Here is a 24,530-nt window from a genome sequence, read left to right as displayed (position 1 = left end):
TAATCGCCTTGATCTCGATCAATAAAGAGCCTGCGCCGCCGTCTCCCCCGCGGCCGGCCCGCACGATCGGCTGGCGCGCGCGCATCGCCGCGTGGGCACGCGGACCGACCCTCGCCCGCGACATCACCCTGGTGCTGATCGTCAAGCTGATCCTCCTGATGTCGCTCAAATACGCATTCTTCAATCATCCGCAGGCCGAGCACATGTCGCTTCCGCCTGCCGCCGTCGCCGAGAAGCTGCTCTCGGTACCGGCGCCTGCATCCACCGAGGGAGACCACCATGATAAGTAGCGAAGTCGTCGATCTGTCACGTCTGCAGTTCGGCATCACGGCGCTCTACCATTTCCTGTTTGTGCCGTTGACGCTCGGCCTGTCCTGGCTGCTCGTCATCATGGAAGCCGTCTACGTGATGACCGGCAAACAGGTCTACAAGGACATGACCCAGTTCTGGGGCAAGCTGTTCGGCATCAACTTCGCGATGGGCGTGACCACCGGCATCACGCTCGAATTCCAGTTCGGTACGAACTGGTCGTACTACTCGCACTATGTCGGCGACATCTTCGGCGTGCCGCTCGCGGTCGAAGGCCTGATGGCGTTCTTCCTCGAATCGACATTCGTCGGCCTGTTCTTCTTCGGCTGGAACCGCCTGTCGAAGGTCAAGCACCTGATGGTCACGTTCCTCGTCGCGCTGGGCTCGAACCTGTCCGCGCTGTGGATCCTCGTCGCGAACGGCTGGATGAACAACCCGGTCGGCGCCGAGTTCAACTACCAGACGATGCGCATGGAGATGACGAGCCTGTTCGACGTGCTGTTCAACCCGGTCGCGCAGGTGAAGTTCGTGCACACGGTGTCGGCCGGCTACGTGTCGGCGGCGATGTTCGTGCTCGGCGTGTCGTCGTGGTACCTGCTGAAGAAGCGCGACGTCGACTTCGCGCTGCGCTCGTTCGCAGTCGCGGCCGGCTTCGGCCTCGCAGCGACGCTGTGCGTGATCGTGCTCGGCGACGAATCGGGCTATACGACCGGCGAAGTGCAGAAGATGAAGCTCGCCGCGATCGAATCCGAATGGGAAACGCAGCCGGCGCCAGCATCGTTCACGCTGATCGGCATTCCGAACCAGGAAGCACAGCGCACCGACTACGCGATCAAGATCCCGTACGCGCTCGGCCTGATCGCGACGCGCTCGATCGACGAACCGGTGATCGGCCTGCGCGAGCTCGCGAAGCACAGCGAGGAGCACATCCAGAGCGGGATGGTCGCGTACGGCGCGCTGCAGAAGATCAAGCAGGGCGACACGAGCGACGCGACCCGCGCGCTGTTCGACCAGCACAAGCAGTATCTCGGCTACGGGCTGATGCTCAAGCAGTTCACGCCGAACGTGGTCGATGCGACGCCCGAGCAGATCAAGGCCGCCGCGAAGAAGACGATCCCGCCGGTCGCGCCCGTGTTCTTCTCGTTCCGGATCATGGTGGCCCTCGGCTTCCTGTTCGTCGCGACGTTCATCGCCGCGTTCTGGTTCTGCGCGCGCCGCGAACTGCTGCAGGACAACCGCCGCTGGTTCCTGCGCTATGCGGTGTGGGCGATCCCGCTGCCGTGGATCGCGATCGAATTCGGCTGGATCGTCGCCGAGCTCGGCCGCCAGCCGTGGACGATCGCCGGCGTGCTGCCGACGCACCTGTCCGCGTCGAGCCTGCAGCCGAGCGACCTGTACCTGAGCCTCGCGGGCTTCATCCTGTTCTATACGGCGCTGTTCGTCATCGAGATCAAGCTGATGTTCAAGTACGCGCGCCTCGGCCCGTCGTCGCTGCATACCGGCCGCTATCACCACGAAATCGCAGCCGCCAGCGAGCACGCCCCGGCGTGAGCACGCACCTGAAACGGAACAAGGAATCGCTATGGACTATGCAACTCTCAAGCTGATCTGGTGGCTGCTCGTCGGCGTGCTGCTGATCGGCTTCGCCGTCACCGACGGCTTCGACATGGGCGCGACCGCGCTGCTGCCGTTCCTCGGCAAGACCGACGAAGAGCGCCGCATCATCGTCAACACCGTCGGCGCAACGTGGGAAGGCAACCAGGTGTGGCTGATCACGGCCGGCGGCGCGATGTTCGCCGCCTGGCCGCTCGTCTACGCGGCGTCGTTCTCCGGCTTCTACTTCGCGATGCTGCTCGTGCTGTTCGCGCTGTTCTTCCGGCCCGTGGGCTTCGACTACCGCAGCAAGCGGCCGGACCCGCGCTGGCGCGCGGGCTGGGACTGGGGCCTGTTCATCGGCGGCTTCGTGCCGGCGCTCGTGTTCGGCGTCGCGTTCGGCAACCTGCTGCAGGGCGTGCCGTTCAAGTTCGACAGCGACCTGCGCGTGACCTACTACGGCAGCTTCTGGGCGCTGCTGAACCCGTTCGCGCTGCTGTGCGGGCTCGTCAGCCTCACGATGCTCGTCGCGCACGGCGCCGCGTTCATCAAGATGAAGACCGACGGCGTGATCGCGCGCCGCGCCTCGATCGCACTGCGCGCGGCGTCGTTCCTCGCGGTCGTGCTGTTCGTGCTGGCCGGCGTGCTGGTGGCGTCGTATATCGGCGGCTTCCACATCACCCACGCCGCACCGACCGACACCGTCGCGAACCCGCTGCTCAAGGACGTCGCCGCCGGCTCGGGCCTGTGGCTCGCGAACTACAGCGAATTCCCGTGGATGATCGCGGCGCCTGTCGTCGGGATCGCAGGCGGCGTGCTCGCGCTGCTGCTCGCCGGCTCGAAGCAGGAGAAGACGGCGTTCTTCTGTACGGGCCTGATGATCGTCGGCGTGATCCTGACCGCGGGCTTCTCGATGTTCCCGTTCATCATGCCGTCGTCGCTCGACCCGCGCAGCAGCCTGACCGTGTGGGATTCGACGTCGAGCCACATGACGCTGCAGGTGATGCTGTTCGCGGTGATCGTGTTCCTGCCGCTCATCCTGATCTACACGAGCTGGGTGTATCGCGTGATGCGCGGCAAGGTCACGCACCAGACGCTCGAAGAGAACAAGCACTCGATGTATTGATGCATTGAACCGGGCCGGGGCGCACGCGCCCTCGCCCACCGTTTCGCAAGGAGTCGGACCATGTGGTATTTCAGCTGGATTCTCGGTATCGGCGTCGCGCTGTCGTTCGGCATCGTCAACGCGATGTGGCTCGAAGCGCGGCAGAAGGCGCAGGAGGCGCCCGTGCGCGCACGCCGCGACTGACGCCCGGCGCGCGCGGCCGATCGCGCGGCCGCCGTCCGGAACGAACCTCGCCTCGCGCGAGGTTTTTTTTCGTCCGGCCCCGCCGGACAGGTGCCGGGAGCCGATGCCAATTTAGCGCCAGATTGATACCACTTGAATACCAATAAAAGGTTTCATAAGATCTTTGGACACGGCCGCTGACAGGCCGATTCCTTCTGGGTGGGGGAGACATGCGAATCCCGTGTGTGGCGCGCGCCGGCGCGCCATGTCGACGTCCGCGTACGGCGGTGTCCGCCGTCGCGCTCGCGCTCGTGCGCGGCCGGCCGAACCGGGCCGACTGCGGTCGGCTTGCCGCCGCGGCAATTGCGGCGCGGCACCGATGATCATGCGCACATCACCGCGCCGATCCGATCGGCACGCGTGCCCGCCTCCCGTTCCGTAACGCACGCCTCCGCGTGCAGATGGCGCGCGGTGCAGTCGCATCGCCCCGCGTGCCGGTATCTCCCGCAGCTCCATTGAAAGACCCGAACGCCGCGACGTCGCCCCACGACGCCGCCAGGCCCCCTTTTTTTCAGGAGTTCGAGTGAAGCGTACCTTGCCATCCCTTCTTGCAAGTCTGCTGATCGCGGTGCTGTCGCCAGCCGCGAATGCGGCCCAACCGGCGCCGGCCGCCTCCGGCGCGACCGCCGGCACCGCGCTGGCCACCGCGCAAGCCGCCAGCCTCGCGGCGGCGCTGTCGAACGGCCTCGCGTTGCGCGTCGCCGTCGACAACAACCACGCGGGCACGGCCGGCGTGCCGTGCGCCGATCTCGGCGCCGACGGCGCGGCCTGCGCGACGGGCCGCCTGATCCTGCAGAACCGCGGCCACCAGGCGATCGCCGACGGTGGCTGGAAGCTCTACCTGCACAGCATCCGCCGGCTGCTGCGGATCGACCGTCCGGGCTTCGCGCTGCGGCGGCTCACCGGCGACCTGTACGAACTGACGCCGCAGCCGGGCTCGGTGCGGCTCGCACCCGGCGAGCGCCTCGAGCTGCCGTTCGTCGCCGAATACTGGCTGCTGCGCTACAGCGACGTGATTCCGCGCCCGTATGTCGTCGTCGACGGCGCACCGCCGGCCGTGCTCCGCTACAACGACACCGACAACGAGCTGCGCTACGTCGAATCGCTGCCGGCCGACGCGCAGAACAACTCGACCGGCAATGCGCCGCCCGTGGCCGCGCGGCCGGATGCGAGCCGCGCGCTGCCGAGCGTGAAGCGCGAACAGCCGCTGCCCGGCACGCTCGACCTGCGCGGCGTCGAGCTCGCGCTGCCGGACCTGCCGGACGCGCAGGTCGCGGCGCTGCGCGAACGCGCGACGACCCTCGGGCTCGACGGCGCACGCATACCGGTTCGCGGCGCCGTCGCGCCGCGCCGGCTGCCGGCCGACATCGCGACGCCGGGCGGCTACCGCCTCGCGATCGGGCCGCGCGGCGTGCTGATCGAAGGCTACGATCGCGCGGGCCTCTACTACGGCGTGCAGACGCTCTACTCGCTCGCGCCGGCCGGCGGCGGCCCGATCCCGGCGATGCTCGTCGAGGATGCGCCGCGCTTTACCCATCGCGGGATGCACGTCGATCTCGCGCGCAACTTCAAGCACCCGGCGACGCTGCGCCGCCTGATCGACCAGATGAGCGCGTACAAGCTCAACCGCCTGCACCTGCACCTGTCCGACGACGAAGGCTGGCGCATCGAGATTCCCGGCCTGCCCGAGCTGACCGAGATCGGCGGGCGCCGCTGCCACGACCCGAGCGAGACGCGCTGCCTGCTGCCACAGCTCGGCTCGGGCCCCGACAACCGTTCGGGCGGCGGCTACCTGACGCGCGACGACTACGTGTCGCTCGTGCGCTACGCGGCCGCGCACTTCGTGCAGATCATCCCCGAGATCGACATGCCCGCGCATGCGCGCGCGGCCGTCGTGACGATGGAAGCGCGCTACCGGCGGCTGCATGCGGCCGGCCGCGAGCAGGAAGCGAACGCATACCGGCTGCTCGATCCGCAGGACACGACGAACCTGACGACGGTGCAGTTCTACGACCGGCGCAGCGACCTGAACCCGTGCGTGCCGGGCGCGCTCAATTTCGCGTCGAAGGTGATCCGCGAGATCGCGGCGATGCACGCGGACGCGCAGGCGCCGCTGCAGACGTGGCACTACGGCGGCGACGAAGCGAAGAACATCTTCCTCGGCGCGGGCTTCCAGCCGCTGAACGGCACCGACCCGAACAAGGGGCGCATCGATCTCGCCGCGCAGGACAAGCCGTGGGCGCGTTCGCCCGCGTGTACGACGCTGCTCCAGCGCGGCGAGATCAAGTCGATCGACGAGCTGCCGACGCGTTTCGCGAAACAGGTGAGCGCGGCCGTCAACGCGAACGGGATCGACACGATGGCCGCGTGGCAGGACGGCATCAAGCATGCGAACGGGCCGCAGGACTTCAGCACGCGCCACGTGATGGTGTCGCTGTGGGACACGATCTTCTGGGGGGCGTCGGACAGCGCACGCGACCTGAGCGGCAAGGGCTACCTGACGGTGCTCGCGCTGCCCGACTACCTGTACTTCGACTTCCCGTACACGCTGAACCCGCGCGAGCGCGGCTACTACTGGGGCTCGCACGCGACGGACGAGTACAAGGTGTTCTCGCTCGCGCCGGAGAACCTGCCGCAGAACGCCGAAGTGATGGGCGACCGCGACGGCAACCCGTTCGAAGTGACCGGCACGGGGCCCGCGCCGCGCATCGAAGGCATGCAGGGGCAAGCGTGGGGCGAGGTGATGCGCAACGACACCTTCCTCGAATACATGGCCTATCCGCGGCTGCTCGCACTCGCCGAGCGCGCGTGGCACCGCGCCGACTGGGAGCTGCCGTATGCGGCCGGCGTGCGCTTCAAGCGCGGCGACACGCATCACGTCGACACGGCTGCGCTGCAGCGCGACTGGGCCGGCTTCGCGACACTGCTCACGCAACGCGAGCTGCCGAAGCTCGACCGGGCCGGTGTCGGTTACCGGAAGCCGACCTTCACGCTGACGAATCCGTGACCGGCTGAACGCTCGCGCGATGCGCGATGCGGGCGAACGCATCGCCCCCTCGCCCGCCCCAAAGAAAAACGGCTTGCGACGCATCGCAAGCCGTTTTCGTTTTACCGCCTGGCCGAATCCGCCACGCGGATCCGGCCGGCTTCATCGCATCATGCCGGTTGCACGGCGGCGCCGCCGCCCGACGACGGCAGGCGCGCGCCAAGCTGTTCGGCATAGCGTGCGGCCGCGTTGCCGCAGACGATGTGGAACGTGTCGAGCGACACCCAGGCGACGTCGAGCGCACCGAGGCGATCGCGATCGACCGCCGACGGATCGCGCACGACAACGCGCAGGCGCGTGGTCGCCACTGCATCGAGCGATGCGACGTTGGTCGCGCCGCCGAACACCGCGAGCCAGCGCGCCGGCTCCGGATCGAGCGGGCCGGCGGCCGCGCCCGTGACGGGCTGCGCAGCAGCAGCCGTCGCGGTCGACGCGGCACCCGTCGCGCCGCTGCCGATCGCGGCACGCATTTCGTCGGCGATGATGTCGGCCTCCGGCCCGATGATCACCTGCACGCTGTTGCCGCCGCGCTTGAGCACGCCGCGCGCACCGATCGACTTCAGTTCCGGCTCCGAGACCTTCTCCGGATCGACGACGGTCAGGCGCAGGCGCGTCGTGCAGGCGTCGACGAACGACAGGTTGCCCGCGCCGCCGAGTGCGGCGATGTAGCGCTGCGCGCGCGGTGCGGCGGCCGTCGCAGCGGCGCCCGCAGCCGGTGCGACGAAGCCGCCCGATGCGTACGATTCGGCAGCCGCATCGGCCGATGCCGGCTCACGGCCCGGCGTCGCCATGTTGAACTTGCGGATGAAGAAGCGGAACAGCCCGTAGTACGCGACGCCATACGCGATGCCGAGCGGGATCGCGATCCAGCCCTTCGTCGACAGCCCGTAGTTCAGCACGTAGTCGATCGCGCCGGCCGAGAACGTGAAGCCCAGCTTCACGCCGAGGATCTGGCAGACTGCGAGCGACAGCCCCGTCAGCACCGCGTGGATCACGTACAGCACCGGCGCGAGGAACATGAAGCTGAATTCGATCGGCTCGGTCACGCCGGTCAGGAACGACGTGAGCGCCATCGAGAACAGCAGGCCGCCGACCATCGCGCGGCGCTCCTTCGGTGCCTCGTGCAACATCGCGAGACACGCGGCCGGCAGGCCGAACATCATGATCGGGAAGAAACCGGCCATGAAGGTGCCTGCGGTCGGGTCGCCCGCGAAGAAGCGGTGCAAGTCGCCGTGCACGATCTCGCCGCCGGCGGGCGGCGTGAAGTTGCCGAACACGAACCACGCGAGCGAGTTGATGATGTGGTGCAGGCCCGTGACGAGCAGCAGGCGGTTCAGGAAGCCGAACACGAACGCCCCGATCGCGCCCGCCGTCGTCAGCCATTGGCCGGCCGCGTCGATCAGATGCTGGACCGGCTGCCACACGTACCCGAACACGATGCCGAGTATCACGCAGACCAGCCCCGTTATGATCGGCACGAACCGTTTGCCGCCGAAGAACGCGAGGTAGTCCGGCAGCTTGATGTCCTTGTAGCGGTTGTACAGCAGGCCCGCGACGACACCCGCGATGATCCCGGACAGCACGCCCATGTTCAGCTTGGGATCGATGTCCTTCATGATCGCGGTTTCGATCAGGTAGCCGATCGCGCCCGCGAGGGCTGCCACGCCGTTGTTGTCCTTCGCGAAGCCGACCGCCACGCCGATCGCGAACAGCAGCGGCAGGTTGTCGAAGATCGCACCGCCGGCATCGGCGATCATCTTGATGTTGAACACGTCCGGCTGGCCGAGTCGCAGCAGGATGCCGGCGACCGGCAGTACCGCGATCGGCAGCATCAGTGCCCGGCCCAGGCCCTGTATTTTCAGAAACGGATTCCCGTTCATTCAGTCCTCCAATCCTTGTCTCGTCATTAATCGTCGTTGAGCTGATGGCTTTCGTCGTAATACGGGTCGCGAACCTGCCGCCGACGGTCAGTCGAGCGGCCAGACCTCGCGACTTGCTGCCCTTACCGCCTGTGCCGAATCGAGCGCGAGCAGATCCTGCGCGCGCTGACGGCACAACTGGTAATCGAGACGGCGCACACGCGCCTTGATGCCCGGCACCGACACGGGGTCGACCGACAGTTCGGTCACGCCGAGGCCCACCAGGACCGGCACCGCGAGCGGATCGCCGCCGAGCGCGCCGCACACGCCGACCCACTTGCCGTGCTTCGCGGCGCCGCGCACCGCGATGTCGATCAGGCGCAGCACGGCCGGATGCAGGCCGTCGGATTGCGCGGCCAGATCGGCCTGGCAGCGGTCCATCGCGAGCGTGTATTGGGTCAGGTCGTTGGTGCCGATCGACAGGAAATCCGCGTGCTGCGCGAGCTGGTCGGCCAGCAGCGCGGCCGACGGCACCTCGATCATCACGCCGACTTCGATCGGCTCGGTGCGGCCCTGCGCACGCGCGAATTCGTCGATGCGCTTGCGCAGCCGCACGAGCTCGCCCGCGTCGGTCACCATCGGCAGCAGGATGCGCACCGCGCCGAGCGGCTTCACCGCGAGCAGGCCCTGCAATTGATCGTCGAGCAGATCGGGGCGCACCTGCGCGAGGCGGATGCCGCGCAGGCCGAGCGCCGGGTTCGGTTCGGGCGGCAGCGTCAGGTAGTCGACTTCCTTGTCCGCGCCGACGTCGAGCGTGCGGATGATCGCGGTGCGGCCCTGCAGCGCGTCGACGATCGACTGGTAGCTCTGCTGGTGTTCGACGACCGTCGGCGCAGCCTGGCGATGGATGAACATCAGTTCGGTGCGCAGCAGGCCGACCGCGTCCGCGCCGTTGTCGACCGCGGTGTTCGCATCGTCGAGCGTCGCGATGTTCGCGGCGACCTCGATCGCGCGGCCGTCGACCGTTGCTGCGGCTTCACCGGCGAGTTGCCGGTTTGCCTCGCGCACGCCGTCCAGGCGCTGGCGCTCGTGCCGCGCGCGTTCGACGTCGAGCGCGGTCGGTGCATGTTCGAGCCGGCCGGCACTCGCATCGACGACGACCTGCGTGCCGTCGGGAATCGCGTACAGCGCATCGCCGACCGCGACCAGCGCCGGAATGCCGAGCTGTCGCGCGATGATCGCCGCGTGCGACGTCGCGCCGCCGCGCGCCATCACGAGCGCGGTCACGCGCTGGCGATCGAGCGACGACAGGTCGGACGGCGTGAATTCCTCGGCCGCGAGCACGGCCTCGTCGGGCAGCGCACGCGCGGCACCGTTCGTGTGGCCGAGCGCACGCAGCACGCGCTTCTCGATGTCGCGCAGATCGGCTGCGCGTTCGGCGAGCAGCGCGTCGTCGAGCTTCGACAGCGTGTCGATCTGCGTGCGGATCGTCGCGCGCCACGCGAAACCCGCGCTCTTGCCGAGGCTGATCAGGTCGCGCGCTGCGTCGATCAGCGTCGGGTCCTCGAGCAGCACGCGATGCACCGCGAAGATACCCGCTTCGCCGACCGCCCCGCGCGCCGATGCGTTGCGCACCGTTTCGTCGAGTTCGGCGTCGACCGCCTTCAGTGCCTGGTCGAGCTGGCGGCTTTCCGTCGCCGGCGTGCCGGCAGCCTGCTCGGGCGGCACGATTTCCGCGTCGTCGAGACGCACCAGCGTGCCGACTGCGATGCCGGGCGCCGCGCACACGCCGGCGAGCGTGTTCGGGTCGATCTGCGCGCCGGTGTTGCGCGCGATCGTCTGCGGCACGGGCGACGTCATCCGCGCCGGCTTTTCCTCGACTTCGCCGTGCGCTTCGCGCAGCAGCTCGTGCTCGACTGCATCGACCGCCTGTTGCGCATGCGCGCCGCGGCCAACCAGTTCGACCGTCGCACCTTCGCCGGCGCCCAGGCCGAGCAAGCCGACGACGCTCGCGATCGATGCCTTGCGGCCGTCGAACAGCACGTCGACGGTCGCGTCGAACCCGCGCACGGCTTCGCGCGCACGCGCGGCCGGCCGCGCATGCAGGCCGCCCGGCTGCGCGAGCACGATCTCGCGGCGCACTTCGTTCATGGCCGCCGCGCCGGTCTGTGCCGCCTGCGCAGCGGCTGCGCCCTTGCCGCGCAACGCGAGCAGCGGCGTCTCGCCAGCGGTCGCGAAACCGCTCGCACGGTCGACGACCTCGAACGCGTCGGAGTTCGCGATCGCGATCACCGACACGAGCGAATGCGCGCTGCGCGCCACCGCGTCCTGATCGAATTCGATCAGCAGCGTGCCCGCGTCGACACGTGCGCCGGCTTCGACGTGTGCGATGAAGCCCTGCCCGTTCAGCTCGACGGTATCGATGCCGATGTGCAGCAGCACTTCCGCGCCTTGCGGCGTCGTGATCGTCACCGCGTGGCCCGTGCGCGCGAGATGCGACACGACGCCCGCGCACGGCGCGACGAGTTTGCCCGCGAGCGGGTCGATGCCGATGCCGTCGCCGAACATTCCGCCGGAGAACACCGGATCGGGCACGTCGGCCAGCGCGACGATCGGCCCCGTCAAGGGGCTAAGCAGGACGATCTGATCGTGGGTGGGACTCTTCAACTGGGACTCCTCGGCGCGTCTCATCGGCTTTCTCGGCTATCAGTGCGTTTCGGTGACTTTGTTCAGGTGGCGCGGCGTGTCGGGATTGCGGCCGCGCGCGACGGCGAGATCCGCCGCCATCACGTAGAACGAAAGAATGGCGGCGATCGGGTCGAGCGCCGAATGGGCGGACTGCGCAAGCGGCAGCGTCGCGCCGGGGGTGCCGGCGGGCGCCGCGAGCAGCACGGCCGCGCCGCGGGCGCGCATGTCGGCGGCGAGCTGCAGCAGGCCGGCCTGCTCGGGCCCGGGCGGTGCAAACACGAGCAGCGGATAGTCGCGGTCGATCAGCTCCATCGGGCCGTGACGGACTTCGGCGCTCGAGAACGCCTCGGCCTGGATGCCGGACGTTTCCTTCAGCTTCAGCGCGGCTTCCTGCGCGATCGCGAGGCCGAGACCGCGGCCGATGACGATCATCCGCTCGACGCCCGCGAGCGCGGCAACCGCCTGCGACCAGTCGAGCCGGCCGGCCTGCGCGAGCACGTCGGGCAGCCCGCGCAACGCGGTCATCAGCGCGGCGTCGCGCTGCCAGTAGGCGACGATCTGCGCGGACAGCGACAGCATCGCGATATAGCTCTTCGTCGCGGCAACCGACAGTTCGGGGCCGGCGAGCAGCGGCAGCTGGTGCTCGCACGCGTCGGCGAGCGGCGACGGCAGCACGTTCACGGCGGCAACGGTGCGTGCGCCGGCTTCGCGCAGCGCGGCCATCGTGTTGACGAGATCGGGGCTCTTGCCCGACTGGGAAAAGGCGATTGCAAGCTGGTCCTGCACCTTCAGCGGCGCCTGCTGCAGCGTCGCGACCGACATCGGCAGCGATGCGACCGGCACGCCGAGGCGGCTCATCGTCAGGCTCGCGAAATAGCTCGCGGCGTGATCCGAGCTGCCGCGTGCGACCGTCAGCGCGACGGCCGGCGGGTGATCGAGCAATTGACCGGCAAGCGCTTCGACGCGCGAGGTGTCGGCGATCTGCGCGGCGACGACCTGGGCGGACTCGCGCGCTTCCTTAAGCATATTCGACAATCGATTCTCCTTCGACGTAGGTCGCGGTGAGGTTCAGGTCGCGGTCGAACACCGCGAGGTCGGCCCATGCGCCGCGCTCGAGGCGGCCGCGATCGGTGACGCCGAGGTAGTCGGCCGCGTAGCGCGACATCCGGTTCGACACGTCGGCAATCGGCAGGCCGAGCGATACGAGGTTGCGCAACGCCTGGTCCATCGTCAGCGTGCTGCCGGCAAGCGTGCCGTCGGCCAGCCGCACGCCGCCGAGGCACTTCGTCACGTGCTGGCTGCCGAGCCGGTATTCGCCGTCGGGCATGCCCGTTGCGGACGTGCTGTCGGTCACGACGTACAGGCGCGGGATCGCGCGCAGCGCGGCACGAATCGCACCCGGATGCACGTGCAGCAGGTCGGGGATGATTTCCGCGTATTCGGCGTGAGCAAGCGCCGCGCCCACGAGGCCCGGGTTGCGGTGGTGCAGCGGCGACATCGCGTTGAACAGGTGCGTGAAACCGCATGCGCCGTGCTTGAGCGCGGCGACCGCGTCGTCGTAGGTCGCGAGCGAGTGGCCGAGCTGCACGCGTACGCCGCGCGCGGCCATCTCGCCGATGATCTCGATGTGGCCCGCGATTTCCGGTGCGAGCGTGACGACGCGGATCGGCGCGATCGACAGGTACTTCAGCACTTCGTCGAGCACGGCCGACACGGCCGCGTCGGGCTGCGCGCCGAGCTTGCCGGGGTTGATGTACGGCCCTTCGAGGTGCACGCCGAGCACGCGCGAGCCGCCCGGCGTGCGCGTACGCGCAACGCTGCCGAGGTTCGCGACAACCTGCATCAGTTCGTCGCGCGGCGCGGTCATCGTCGTCGCGAGCAGGCTCGTCGTGCCGAACTGCGCGTGCGTGCGGACGATCGTCTCGATCGCGTCGCCGCCTTCCATCACGTCGGCGCCGCCGCCGCCGTGCACGTGCAGGTCGATGAAGCCGGGCAGGATGTACGGCGCGTCGTTCTTCGCGGGATCGACGGGCTTGCCGTCGAGCGTGGTGATGCGGCCGTTCTCGCTATCGAGCGATCCGTAGATCCAGCCGTCGGGGGTGAGGATGTTTCCAGTCAGCATGACGTTCTCTTGATGATCTGGTGACGCGTGCATCCGCGTCGTGATTTGCAAATTCGTGTCGTTGCTTCGCGCGTGCCGCGCGCGGGCAGTCTCGCGCGTCAGCGTTTCAGTTCGGCGACGAAGTCGTAGTAGTCGTCGCGGCAATACGTTTCGCTCACTTCGATCGCGCGCTGGTCGGCGCCGTAGCCGATTCGCGTGATCACCAGCAGTGCCGAGCCCGGCTTCACCGCCATCCATTTCGCGATCGCGTGCGTCGCGTTCGCCGCGCGAAAGTGCTGCAGCGCACGCACGACGGTCATGCCGCGCGCGTCGAGGTATTCGTACAGCGACGCGCCGAGCACCTGCGGATCGGGCACCACCGCAGCCGGCAGCGTCGAGTGCTCGACCGCCATCACGATGCCGTCCGCGCGGCGCAGCCGTTCGAGCCGGGCAACCGTCGCACCCGGCGCGAGGCCGAGACGCGTGATCTCGTCGCGGCTCGCGGCGCGCAGCGTGCGCGACAGCCACACCGAATCGGGCACGAAGCCGCGCTGCTGCATCTTCGCGGTGAAGCCGACGAGACGCGACAGCGGATCGGCCACGCGCGGCGTGATGAAACTGCCCGCCCCGCGCGCCCGCTTGATCAATCCCTGCTCGACCAGCAGCGCCAGTGCACGGCGGGCCGTGATCCGCGATACGCCGACCGACACCGACAGCAGCCGCTCCGACGGCAGCGCCTCGCCGGCCCGCCACGCGTCGCCGTGGATCGCGCTCGCCAGGTTGCGGGCGAGCTGCAGATAGAGCGGCGTATCGTTGAGCGGATCGGGCGCCAGTTCGGACCAGCCGGTTTCCATGTGCCTCCGGGTGTCGGACGACGACCTCGGGCCGTCGAAAGTGAACGCATTATATAACCACCATAATACCAGTCAACGAACTGGTATTAGCGTCGTGAAAATCCCCGCAAGCCTTGCCCGGCAAGCGTTTTAGCACCAGCAAAGCCTTTGTTTACAACGTGATGCAGGATAGGGATTTACCCGGATTGGTATGCAAGGGGACAGTTCCGGTGCGTGGCCGGGCCGGGTTTCGGGTGCAAATATGAGACCGAAATAGAACCAGTTGGGCGGACTGGTATGCATCGGCGGCGGGGGTGCCGGTGCGACGGGGACAGGCGGACCGGCCGGCGCCGGAAGGGCCGCGGGCAAACTCCGTGCAATCGTGGCGTAGGACGAACGTTCACCTCGGCCGAATCTCGCGCGGCCGTCGGCCGGCCCGATCCGCATCCGGCACGACGCGGACGCCCGCGCGCATCGCCTCCTACTCGGCCGTCCTTCTCCACGACCGGAACAGATCCAGCAGCGCACGGCATGGCGCCGACGTCGCTCCGCCCCGCCGCCACACCGCACCGACGTCCATCGTCGGCACGGTCACGCTGAGATTGCGGCGGCTGATCCGGTTTCCTTCCAGGGACCAGGGCCGGTACACGAGGTCCGAGAGTATCGTCACCCCTTGCCCGAGCGCGACGAGGCTTCTCACGGCCTCGATCGATTTGCTCTGCATCCAGACGTTCGGCGTGATCCCGTAGCTCCCCCAGTACTTGCCGACGGTTCGCAGGTGCTCGTCCATGTCCAGCAGCAGATAGTTCTCGCGCGCGACGTCTTCGAGCGTGACGCGATGGGCGTCCTGCAGCGGATGATCCGGATGGGTCCACAGCCGGCGCGGCGAACGAAGCATCGTCTCGTATTTCAGGTCGCCGACTTCCGCGGTGTTCGACACCAGCAGCAGCGCAATATCGAGGCGATCGTCGACCAGCATCTCCTCGATTGCTTCGCGTTCGCTTTCGACGATGCTCACGCTCAGGTTGCCGAACCGCCGCGAAATGGCGGACATCAGCGACGGCATCAGATACGCCGAGATGGTTTCGGTCATCCCGATACGGACATGCCCCGAGATTTGCTCGGGATCCTCCTGCGCGGCTGAAACGGCGCGGTCGATGGACATCGTCGCGTGCTGCACATGACGCAGAAACCGCTCGCCGGCCGGTGTCAGACGGACGCCTTTCGCATGACGCAGAAGCAGCGTGACGCCGACCGCATCCTCGAGTTTCCGCAATGCGATCGTCATCGACGATTGAGACACCGAACAAAGATTGGCCGACTTCGAAATTTGCCCCGTATCGGCAACGGAGACGAAGTATTCGATCTGGCGCAGGGTGATGTGCGTGTTCACGGGAAAGGATCCGGGAAGTCCGGGCAACGCAGGATCAGCGTTGCCCCGAAGGCGCGGACAGTACACCAGATCGACGGTCGCGATATTGATTCAATATATATCGGACCATCGAAAGGATGAATTTGTCATGGCTGCCTTCGCTTCCTAGCATAGTCGGAAACATGACGTGGACGATGCGAACCGATGGAGACGCAGGAAAAGAAGGGCTATTGCACGCTGTGCCGGTCGCGCTGCGGCACGATCAACGTCGTGCGCGGCGACACGATGATCAAGGTCCGACCCGACGACACGCATCCGACCGGCCATGCGATGTGCATGAAGGGGAAGGCCGCGCCCGAACTCGTGCACAACCCGAATCGCGTGTTGTATCCGATGCGGCGCACACGCCCGAAGGATGCCGCCGACCCCGGCTGGCAACGCATCGGCTGGGATGAAGCGCTGTCCGAGATCGCGGAACGCCTCGCCCATTTCAAACGGGAAAACGGTGCCGAGTCGGTCGCGTTTGGCGTCACCACGCCAAGCGGAACGCCGATGAGCGACAGCATCGACTGGGTCGAGCGATTCGTCTGGTCATTCGGGAGCCCGAACATTTGCTATGCAACCGAGATCTGCAACTGGCACAAGGACAGCGCGCATGTCTTTACGTTCGGCTGCGGCATTCCCGTTGCGGATTACCGGCATGCGGAGCTCATCGTGCTGTGGGGAAACAATCCCGCCAACACCTGGCTCGCCCAGGCCGACGCCATCGCAAAAGGCCGCCGCAACGGCGCCAGGCTGATCGTCGTCGATCCGCGGCCGACCGCGCTCGCACGCGAGGCCGATCTGTGGCTGCGCGTCAATCCCGGGACGGATGGCGCGCTCGCGATGGCGATCGCGCGGCAGATGATCGCGACCGGCAACGTCGACGATGCGTTCGTCCGGGAATGGACGAACGGCCCATTGCTCGTGCGCGCCGACACCGGGCGGTTTCTGCGCGAGCGCGACATCGACAGGGACGCGTCGAGCAACCGGTACGTGCACTGGAACGCGACGCTCGATCGGCTGGAGCCGGCCGGAGAGGAACCCGCGACCCGACCTTCCGATCTGTTGATGGCCGGCGTCCGCCACGTGGCGGTCCGCGATTCGGCCGGGCACGGCATGCACGTGGCATGCACGCCGGCTTTCGACCTCTATTCGACAGCGCTCGACGCCTATACGCCGGAACATGCGGCGACGATCACGGGGGTCGATGCGGCCGACATCGTCGAAGCCGCCCGCCTGCTGCGGCCGCATCAGGCCATTGCCTATCACGCATGGTCGGGCGTCGGCATGCACACCAATGCCACTCAGACCGAGCGTTCGATTGCGACGTTGTATGCGTTGACGGGCGCGTTCGATACGCACGGCTCGAATCGGGAATGGACGAAGCAACCGGCCAACGCGGTCAGCAGCTACGCGATGCTGAACCCGCAGCAACGTGCAAAAGCGCTCGGCCTCGCGGAGCGACCGCTCGGCCCGCCATCGCAAGGCTGGGTCACGGCGCGCGACGTCTATCGTGCCATTCTCGACGGCGAACCCTACCGCGTACGCGCGCTGATCGCGTTCGGTACGAACATGGTGCTGTCCCAGGCGGATGGCGGCGTTGCGCACGACGCGCTCTGCGCGCTCGACTTTCATGTTCACTGCGATCTCTTCGAGACGCCGTCGTCACGCTATGCGGACATCCTGCTTCCCGTGAACACGCCGTGGGAACGGGAAGGCCTGCGTCTCGGCTTCGAGATCGACGAGCGCGCGGTCGAACTCGTGCAGCTCAGGCAGCGCATGGTGCCGCCGAGAGGAGAGAGCCGTGCGGACTACGACATCGTCTTCGACCTCGCCACGCGGCTCGGCATGCAGGACGCGTTCTTCGGCGGCAGCATCGAGGCGGGATGGAATCACGTGCTCGAACCGCTCGGGCTGGACGTCGCGTCGCTGCGCGCCCATCCCGAAGGCATCGTCAGGCCGCTGCCCCAAAGCGAGCGGCAGTACGCGGCGGCGACGCCCGACGGCATTCGTGGTTTCAACACGGAGACGCTGCGGGTCGAACTGTATTCCGAGAAACTGCATCGTCACGGCTACCCGCCCGTTCCGCAGTACGTACCGCCGCAGCACGGCGAGGATGCACGGTCGAACAACCGCCGTCGCTTCCCCTGTACGTTGACCTCGATGAAGAACGGGTACTACTGCCACAGCCAGCATCGCGGCCTGCCGAGCCTGCGTCGCCGTGCGCCGTACCCGGTAGCGGAACTCAATGACGAACTGGCGGCGGAACACGGCATCGTCGACGGCGACTGGTGCCTGATCGAAACGACGAACGGCTCGGCACGCTTCAAGGCACGCGTCGTACCGGAACTGGCACGCGACGTGATCGTGGCCGAATACGGCTGGTGGCAAGCCTGCGACGAAATCGGCCTGGATGCGCTCCCCGCGGGCGGGCCCGGCAACAGCAATTTCAACCGGCTCGCCTCGGCAACGCAACTCGATCCGGTCAGCGGATCGTCGCCGCTGCGTTCCATGCGTTGCCGCATCAGGCTCGACCGGTCGGTCGATCCGTCGCGACGAGCGTGGAAAGGGCTGCGGGATTTTGTCGTATCCGCGATGCGGGACGAAGCGAGCGGCGTGCGAACCGTCACGTTTCGCGCCGCGGACGGCGGCGCGCTGCCGGACTATTTGCCCGGCCAGCACGTGACCGTGCATATCCCGTCGCTCGGCGACGGCGGGACGACGCGCGCCTATTCGCTGACGGGCGCCGCCCGCGAAGACGATCGCCGCACTTACTCCATCTCGGTACGCCACCAGAAAGGCCAGACTCGCGACGGCACGGCGTTCGAAGGCGCGATGTCATCCCACATCCACGGCGCGCTCAAGGTCGGGGATCCCGTGTTGCTCGGTGCGCCCGGCGGCACGTTCGTCGTGCCGCCGGCATCGCGGCAGCCGGTCGTGATGTTCGCGGGCGGCATCGGCATCACGCCCTTCATCTCGTACCTGGAGTCGATCCGGGATCAGGCGGATCGCGCGCCGGAGTCGAGACTCTTCTATGCCAACCTGAACAGCACGACTCACGCGTTCCGCGAACGCATCGAGACATTGAGGCGGCGCCTGCCGAAGCTCGAGGTAGTCAACTGCTACAACCAGCCGCACGACGAGACGCTGGGGCACGACTATCAGATGCGGGGCTATCTGTCGGCCGACGTGGTCGACGACGACCTGATCCGGCGGCGCGCGCGATTTTATCTGTGCGGCCCTGAACCGATGATGCAGGCGATCACGTCGGGACTGATCGAACGCGGCGTACCGCCGTTCGACATCTTCAAGGAAGCATTCAGATCGCCGTCCAGGCCGGCGCTCGATCCGTCAAAGCAATACGCGGTGCAGTTCACGCGATCGCGTCGCACGGCCACCTGGACACCCCGCGACGGAAGCTTGCTGTCGTTCGCGGAGCGTCTCGGCATCGCATTGCCGAGCGGTTGCCGGGTCGGGCAATGCGAGAGCTGCGCGGTCAAGGTCGTATCGGGCGAAGTCACGCATTTGAGCGGGCATGGACCGGATGAATCCGACATGTGCCTCGCCTGCCAGGCCATTCCGGCAACCGACGTCAGCATCGACGCCTAACCCCCGTTTGAGGAAAGATTCACCATGAAATTTTTCGACGCCGCCGCGACACGCGACGCACTGGATTTCGAATCGCTGGTCGCACGCCTGCGACAGGCGTTCATCGACGGCTGCCATGTACCGCTGCGTCATTCGCACACACTCCATGCGGACAGCGAAAACGAAGGCACGGTGCTCATCATGCCCGCGTGGGAAGACGACGGCTACCTGGGCATCAAGACGGTCAACATCTTCCCGGGCAATGCGGGACACGGCATGCCCGGACTGCACTCGACCTACGTGCTCTATGACGGGCGGACCGGCAATCCGCTCGCACAGCTGGACGGCAACGAAATCACGTCGCGCCGCACCGCGGCTGCATCTGCGCTGGCCGCGACCTATCTGGCCCGCGCGGATGCGTCGCGCCTCGTGCTGATGGGGGCCGGCCGGGTCGGCAGCCTGGTTCCGCTCGCCTATCGCAGCCAGTTGCCGATCTCGGCCGTCGAGGTGTGGGACAGGGATCACGACGCGGTGGCACGACTGGTCGAGCGGCTGACCGGGCTCGGCTTCGATGCGACACCCGTCACGAACCTCGAGGAGAGCATCCGTCGCGCGGACGTCGTCACCTGCGCGACGCTGGCGACGGAACCGATTGTCCGCGGCGAGTGGCTCGCAGCGGGGTCGCACCTGGACCTGATCGGCAGCTTTACGCCGCGCATGCGCGAAGCGGACGACGACTGCTTCCGGCAGGCGGAGATTTATGTCGATACGGACGAGGCGCCGCAGAAATCCGGCGACCTTCTGGGCCCGCTGGCGCGCAACGTCATTGCGCGCGACAGCCTGAACCGGACGCTGACGGCGCTGTGCCGGGGCGAAGCACGGGGGCGGACGAACGACAGCCAGCGCACCGTGTTCAAGGCGGTCGGCACCGCGCTGGAGGATCTGGCCGCGGCTGTTCAAATATATGAAAAAACAAACTGACGCCGTGACGGGCAAGGAGATCGACATGAAAGAGCTGATGGACGTGCAGCGCGGCGACGCGCCGGCGGTTGACCGCGAACGCATGCTGGAGCGGATGGCCGCGGGCATGGCACGCTGGTCGGAGAAGTGGTTCCCGGACGCCTATATCTTCGCCGCGCTCGCGGTGGTGATCGTGGCGGCGGGCGCACTGGCGGTCGGTGCGCCGGTCACGCGGGTCGGCGTTGCGTTCGGCGACGGCTTCTGGAGTTTGATCCCGTTCACGATGCAGATGGCGATCGTCGCCATCTCGGGTTATGTCGTCGCGGTATCGCCGCCCGCATCGAGGCTGATCGATGCGCTCGCGCGCCTGCCGTCGTCCGGGCGCGCAGCGGTGACGTTCGTTGCGCTCGTCAGTATCGTCGCATCGCTGTTCAACTGGGCGATCAGCCTGATCTTCAGCGGCCTGCTGGTCCGTGCGCTGGCGCGCCGCACCGATCTGCGCATGGATTACCGGGCAGCGGGCGCGGCCGCCTATCTCGGGATGGGTGCGACGTGGGCGCTGGGATTGAGTTCATCCGCATCGCAATTGCAGGCGAATCCGGACAGCCTGCCCAAGGCGCTGCTGGCCATCTCCGGCGTCATCCCCTTCACCGAGACGATCTTTCTCCCGCAGTCGATGCTGATGGCTGTCGTGTTGACCGGCGTGTCGCTGCTGATCGCCTATCTGTCCGCGCCCAACGACACGCGGGCGAAAACCGCGGCGGAGCTGGGCATTGATCTCGACGAAAGCCACGCCGCGCTCGCACGTCCGACCCGCCCGGGGGACTGGCTCGAGTACAGTCCGCTCATCACCATCGCCATCGTCGCGATCGGCGCGATCTGGGCCTGGCACGAGTTCACGACGAAGAACCCGCTGATCGCGATCTCGAATCTGAACACGTACAACTTTCTGTTCCTGCTGCTCGGCATGCTGCTGAACTGGCGGCCGAGGCGATTCCTCAACGCCGTCGCGCGTTCGGTGCCGTCTGTTGCGGGTGTGCTGATCCAGTTTCCGCTGTACGGCGGAATCGCCTACATCCTGACGAAAGCGGCGGCGCCCGCCGGACTGCCGCTCTCCGATCACCTCGCCCATTTCTTCGTTACGATGTCGTCGCATTCGTCGTTTCCCGCGTTGATGGGCGTGTATTCGGCCGTGCTCGGGTTCTTCGTGCCGTCCGGCGGCGGCAAGTGGATCATCGAGGCGCCGTACGTCATCGAGGCGGCGAAACTGCTGCAGGTTCATCTGGGCTGGGCCGTGACCGTCTACAACGCAGCCGAGGCGTTGCCGAACCTGATCAACCCGTTCTGGATGCTGCCGCTACTCGGTGTGCTCGGGCTGCGTGCCCGCGACATTGTCGGTTTCACGTTCACGCAGCTGGTGGTTCACCTGCCGCTCGTGATCTTCATGCTCTGGGCGCTCGCGAGCACACTCGCCTACCATCCGCCCGTCATGCCGTAACGCGCAACGGGTTCATCGCATCGCGACGATCGACCGGCTTCACGCCCGTCGTGCCGCGCGCGGTGCGCCCCGGTATCAGTGGAACATCAGTGGAACTCGCGGCTCGACGTGCGCAGGCCACCGAGCAGCGGCGTCAGATCCTCGAAATGCTGTACGACGAGGTGCCTCACGTCGCTCGCGACCTGCCACACGCCGGACGCCGCGAGCAGCCGCGAATCGAGGGTCTCGCGGCGCTGCCGCGCGAGCAGTTCGGGCCGGACGATCAGGTTCACGCAGCCCGTTTCGTCCTCGAGCGTCATGAACATCACGCCTTTCGCGGTGCCCGGCATCTGCCGCGCGGTCACGAGCCCGCACGCACGCGCGAGCCGGCCGTCGGGCCGGTCGTGCAGTTCGGCCGCGGACGACAGCCGCCGCGCGCGCAGCGCGGGCCGCAGCAGCGCGACCGGGTGACGGTTCAGCGTGAGGCCGGTGGTGTGATAGTCGGCGAGGATGTCGTCGGCTTCCGACGGCGCGCCAAGCGCGGGCTTCTCCGCTTCGTCGATCGGCGCGGCGGCGAGCAGGTCGCGCTCCGGTGCCGCCGCGACGGCCTGCCACAACGCGTCGCGGCGATGACCGGCGAGCGTCGCGAGCGCGTTCGCGGCGGCGAGTGCTTCGAGGTCGCGGCGTTCGAGCTGCGCGCGGCGCGCGAGCGTGTCGACGTTGCCGAACGGGCCGGTTGCGCGTGCGGCTTCGATGCGGCGCGCGGCGGCTTCGCCGAGGCCGCGCACGAGCGACAGGCCGAGCCGCACGGCCGGCTGGCCGTGCGGCGGCAGCTGGCCGGGCAGCGCTTCGAGTGATGCCTCCCAGTTGCTTTGCGTCACGTCGATCGGCATGACCTGTACGCCGTGGCGCTTCGCGTCCTGCACGAGTTGCGACGGCGGGTAGAAACCCATCGGCTGACTGTTCAGCAGCGCGGCAAGAAAGATCGCGGGTTCGTGGCATTTGAGCCAGCTGCTCGCGTACGCGAGTTTCGCGAAGCTGGCCGCGTGGCTTTCGGGGAAACCGTAATCGCCGAAGCCCTTGATCTGCTCGAAGATCTGTTCGGCGAATTCGGGCGGATAGTCGCGCTCCCGCATCCCGTCGACGATCCTGCGGTGGTACTGCTCGAGATTGCCCTTGCGCTTCCATGCGGCCATCGCGCGACGCAGCTGGTCGGCTTCGCCGGGCGTGAAGCCGGCTGCGATCATCGCCACCTGCATCACCTGCTCCTGGAAGATCGGCACCCCTTGCGTACGTTCGAGCGCCGGCTTCAGATCTTCCTTTGGATAACTGACCTTTTCGATACCCTGGCGCCGTTTCAGATAGGGATGCACGGCCCCGCCCTGGATCGGCCCCGGCCGCACGATCGCGACCTCGATCACCAGGTCGTAATACGTGCGCGGCTGCAGGCGCGGCAGCATCGACATCTGCGCGCGCGATTCGATCTGGAACACGCCGACCGTATCGGCGCGGCAGATCATGTCGTAGGTCGCCTCATCGTCCTGCGGAATGTGTTTCAGCGTGAACGGCTCGCCGTCCGGCTCCGGCGGCCCGCGCCACGCGGTGCGCATGTCGAACGCGCGATGCAGCGCCGACAGCATGCCAAGTGCGAGCACGTCGACCTTCATCAGCCCGAGCGCCTCGAGATCGTCCTTGTCCCACTGGATCACCCGCCGCCCGTCCATCGCGGCGTTCTCGACCGGCACGAGCCGCGTGAGCTTGCCGCGGCTGATCACGAAACCGCCCGAGTGCTGCGACAGGTGGCGCGGAAAGTTGAGCAGCCGCGCGGCGAGTTGGGCCCACGCCTGGATGAGCGGCGTCTGCGGATCGAGCCCGATCGTCGAGAATTGCTGCAGCAGGTCGCGGCTGCCGTCGAACCAGCGATGCCCTTTCGCAACACGGTCGATCAGCATCGGATCGACACCGAGCGCCTTGCCGGTTTCGCGCAGCACGCCGCGCGGGCGATAGGTCGACACGGCTGCCGCAAGCGCCGCGCGGGTGTGCCCGTATTTTTTGTAGATATGCTGGATCACCTCTTCCCGGCGCTGATGCTCGAAATCGACGTCGATATCGGGCGGCTCGCCGCGCTCCGCGCTGATGAAGCGTTCGAACAGCATGGTGCTCTGCTCGGGATTCACCTCGGTGATGCCGAGGCAGTAGCAGACGACCGAGTTCGCGGCCGAGCCTCGGCCCTGGCACAGGATGTTCTGGCTGCGCGCGTATTTGACGATGTCGTAGACGGTCAGGAAGAACGGCTCGTAGCGCAGCTTCTCGATCAACGCCAACTCGTAGTCGATCCGCTCCTGCACGTGCCCGGGTATCTTTCCGGCGTAACGTTGAAGTGCGCCGTCCCGAGTCTCCTGTTTGAGATAGCTCGTCGGCGTATGCCCCTTCGGCACGATCTCGTCGGGATACTCGTAGCGAAGCGAGCTGAGTTCGAAATCGCACGCATCGAGAATCGCGCACGTCTCCGCGATCTCTTCCGCCGAGTACAACTGCCCGATGCGCTGTCGCAAACGCAGATGCTGTTCCGCATTCGGCGCAAGCGCATACCCGCACTCTGAAACCGGCATGCCGACGCGGATCGCCGTCATCACGTCCTGCAGCTCCTTGCACGAGCGCCGGTGCATCGTCACGTCGCCCAGCGCAACGACACGCACCCCACGCCGTTCGCCGGCCGCACGAATCTCCTCGCGCTGCGCACCGTCCAGCGCGCGCTGCAACTGCACGAGCCCGAGCCGCGCACGTTCGCCGAACGTCGTGCGAAACCACGCGACCTGGGCCTCGAGCACGTCCGCACGCACCGGGTACGCGGGCACGAGAATCGCGAAGCAATCGGGCATGCCGCGCAAATGAGCAAACTCCGCGGGCGGCGCCGACAACATCCGCGACGTCAGCGTGTAGGTACCCTTCGGCGCTTCCATCCGCCGCCACGAAATCAGCTCGGAAAGATTGCCGTACCCCTCGCGATTCTGCGCAAGCAACACGAGCCCGAACGCACCGGGGCCCGGGTCGTGGCCGGGCGCGACGTCATCCGGCGTGACGTCGAAATACGAACCGATGATGAGCGGCAGCCCTTTCGCCTGCGCTGCGACGTGCATGCGCGGCGCGCCGGCGAGCGAGCATTCGTCGGTGATCGCGATTCCGCGATAGCCGAGATCGAATGCGCGCTCGACCAGTTCTTCCGCATGCGACGCACCATGCAGAAACGAAAAATTCGAACGGCAGAACAACTCCGCGTAATCGGGCAACCAGCTGAATTCCGCAACCATCTC

15 protein-coding genes are annotated in these 24,530 nt (G+C 67.3%); 8 read left to right on the top strand and 7 right to left on the bottom strand.

Annotation, left to right across the window (positions count from 1 at the left end; all coding sequences use genetic code 11):
• The first annotated feature begins 8 nt into the window (after nucleotides 1-8).
• The 5 genes from cydP to BLA15945_RS29885 all read left to right on the top strand — a co-directional run bounded on the left by cydP (nucleotide 9) and on the right by BLA15945_RS29885 (nucleotide 6,257).
• Nucleotides 9-290: a cytochrome oxidase putative small subunit CydP gene (gene cydP, locus BLA15945_RS29905; RefSeq protein WP_059233154.1), complete on the top strand. Its 282-nt coding sequence runs from the start codon at nucleotides 9-11 to the stop codon at nucleotides 288-290.
• Nucleotides 280-1,860: a cytochrome ubiquinol oxidase subunit I gene (locus BLA15945_RS29900; protein ID WP_174994097.1), complete on the top strand. Its 1,581-nt coding sequence runs from the start codon at nucleotides 280-282 to the stop codon at nucleotides 1,858-1,860. Before cydP ends, BLA15945_RS29900 begins: the two co-directional genes overlap by 11 nt.
• A gap of 31 nt (nucleotides 1,861-1,891) precedes the next feature.
• Nucleotides 1,892-3,028, top strand: coding sequence for a cytochrome d ubiquinol oxidase subunit II (cydB, locus tag BLA15945_RS29895; RefSeq protein ID WP_059233152.1), 1,137 nt, complete (start codon nucleotides 1,892-1,894; stop codon nucleotides 3,026-3,028).
• A 60-nt stretch (nucleotides 3,029-3,088) separates the two neighbouring features.
• Nucleotides 3,089-3,211 (top strand): cytochrome bd-I oxidase subunit CydX, encoded by a 123-nt coding sequence (cydX, locus tag BLA15945_RS29890; RefSeq protein WP_059233151.1) that lies wholly within the window; start codon nucleotides 3,089-3,091, stop codon nucleotides 3,209-3,211.
• A 562-nt stretch (nucleotides 3,212-3,773) separates the two neighbouring features.
• On the top strand, nucleotides 3,774-6,257 hold the full coding sequence (locus BLA15945_RS29885) for a family 20 glycosylhydrolase (RefSeq protein WP_174994096.1): 2,484 nt from the start codon (nucleotides 3,774-3,776) through the stop codon (nucleotides 6,255-6,257).
• 149 nt (nucleotides 6,258-6,406) lie between these two features.
• On the opposite strand, the gene nagE is transcribed toward BLA15945_RS29885, so the two are convergent.
• The 6 genes from nagE to BLA15945_RS29855 all read right to left on the bottom strand — a co-directional run bounded on the left by nagE (nucleotide 6,407) and on the right by BLA15945_RS29855 (nucleotide 15,170).
• Nucleotides 6,407-8,176 carry an N-acetylglucosamine-specific PTS transporter subunit IIBC gene (gene nagE, locus BLA15945_RS29880; RefSeq protein ID WP_174994095.1) on the bottom strand — a complete coding sequence of 590 codons (1,770 nt, stop codon included), beginning with the start codon at nucleotides 8,174-8,176 and terminating at the stop codon, nucleotides 6,407-6,409.
• A gap of 87 nt (nucleotides 8,177-8,263) precedes the next feature.
• Nucleotides 8,264-10,846 carry a phosphoenolpyruvate--protein phosphotransferase gene (gene ptsP / locus BLA15945_RS29875; protein ID WP_059233148.1) on the bottom strand — a complete coding sequence of 861 codons (2,583 nt, stop codon included), beginning with the start codon at nucleotides 10,844-10,846 and terminating at the stop codon, nucleotides 8,264-8,266.
• 15 nt (nucleotides 10,847-10,861) lie between these two features.
• The gene (locus BLA15945_RS29870; RefSeq protein ID WP_059233147.1) at nucleotides 10,862-11,869 is read right to left on the bottom strand and encodes an SIS domain-containing protein; all 1,008 of its coding nucleotides are present in this window, start codon (nucleotides 11,867-11,869) and stop codon (nucleotides 10,862-10,864) included.
• Entirely contained in the window at nucleotides 11,862-12,965 is a 1,104-nt protein-coding gene (gene nagA / locus BLA15945_RS29865; protein WP_059233146.1) for an N-acetylglucosamine-6-phosphate deacetylase, read from the bottom strand. The genes BLA15945_RS29870 and nagA overlap by 8 nt, the downstream gene beginning before the upstream one ends.
• Nucleotides 12,966-13,063: 98 nt before the next feature.
• Nucleotides 13,064-13,798 carry a GntR family transcriptional regulator gene (locus BLA15945_RS29860; protein WP_174994094.1) on the bottom strand — a complete coding sequence of 245 codons (735 nt, stop codon included), beginning with the start codon at nucleotides 13,796-13,798 and terminating at the stop codon, nucleotides 13,064-13,066.
• Nucleotides 13,799-14,258: 460 nt separating this feature from the next.
• Nucleotides 14,259-15,170: a LysR family transcriptional regulator gene (locus tag BLA15945_RS29855; RefSeq protein WP_059233144.1), complete on the bottom strand. Its 912-nt coding sequence runs from the start codon at nucleotides 15,168-15,170 to the stop codon at nucleotides 14,259-14,261.
• A gap of 183 nt (nucleotides 15,171-15,353) precedes the next feature.
• Here BLA15945_RS29855 and BLA15945_RS29850 point away from each other — a divergent pair, with 183 nt between their 5' ends.
• Genes BLA15945_RS29850 through BLA15945_RS29840 form a run of 3 tightly spaced genes read left to right on the top strand, consistent with a single transcriptional unit; the run spans nucleotide 15,354 to nucleotide 21,237 of the window.
• Entirely contained in the window at nucleotides 15,354-18,800 is a 3,447-nt protein-coding gene (locus BLA15945_RS29850) for a molybdopterin-dependent oxidoreductase (RefSeq protein WP_174994093.1), read from the top strand.
• Between the two features lie 24 nt (nucleotides 18,801-18,824).
• Nucleotides 18,825-19,760, top strand: coding sequence for a bifunctional Delta(1)-pyrroline-2-carboxylate/Delta(1)-piperideine-2-carboxylate reductase (gene lhpI, locus BLA15945_RS29845; protein WP_174994092.1), 936 nt, complete (start codon nucleotides 18,825-18,827; stop codon nucleotides 19,758-19,760).
• Between the two features lie 25 nt (nucleotides 19,761-19,785).
• Entirely contained in the window at nucleotides 19,786-21,237 is a 1,452-nt protein-coding gene (locus tag BLA15945_RS29840) for a short-chain fatty acid transporter (protein WP_174994091.1), read from the top strand.
• A gap of 86 nt (nucleotides 21,238-21,323) precedes the next feature.
• On the opposite strand, the gene BLA15945_RS29835 is transcribed toward BLA15945_RS29840, so the two are convergent.
• Entirely contained in the window at nucleotides 21,324-24,527 is a 3,204-nt protein-coding gene (locus BLA15945_RS29835) for an error-prone DNA polymerase (protein WP_174994090.1), read from the bottom strand.
• Between the last annotated feature and the right edge of the window lie 3 nt (nucleotides 24,528-24,530).

The organism is Burkholderia arboris, assembly GCF_902499125.1.
Taxonomy (GTDB): Bacteria; Pseudomonadota; Gammaproteobacteria; order Burkholderiales; family Burkholderiaceae; genus Burkholderia; species Burkholderia arboris.
The sequence above is the reverse complement of the archived record's forward strand: the minus strand, read 5'-3'. Positions and strand labels throughout refer to the sequence as shown.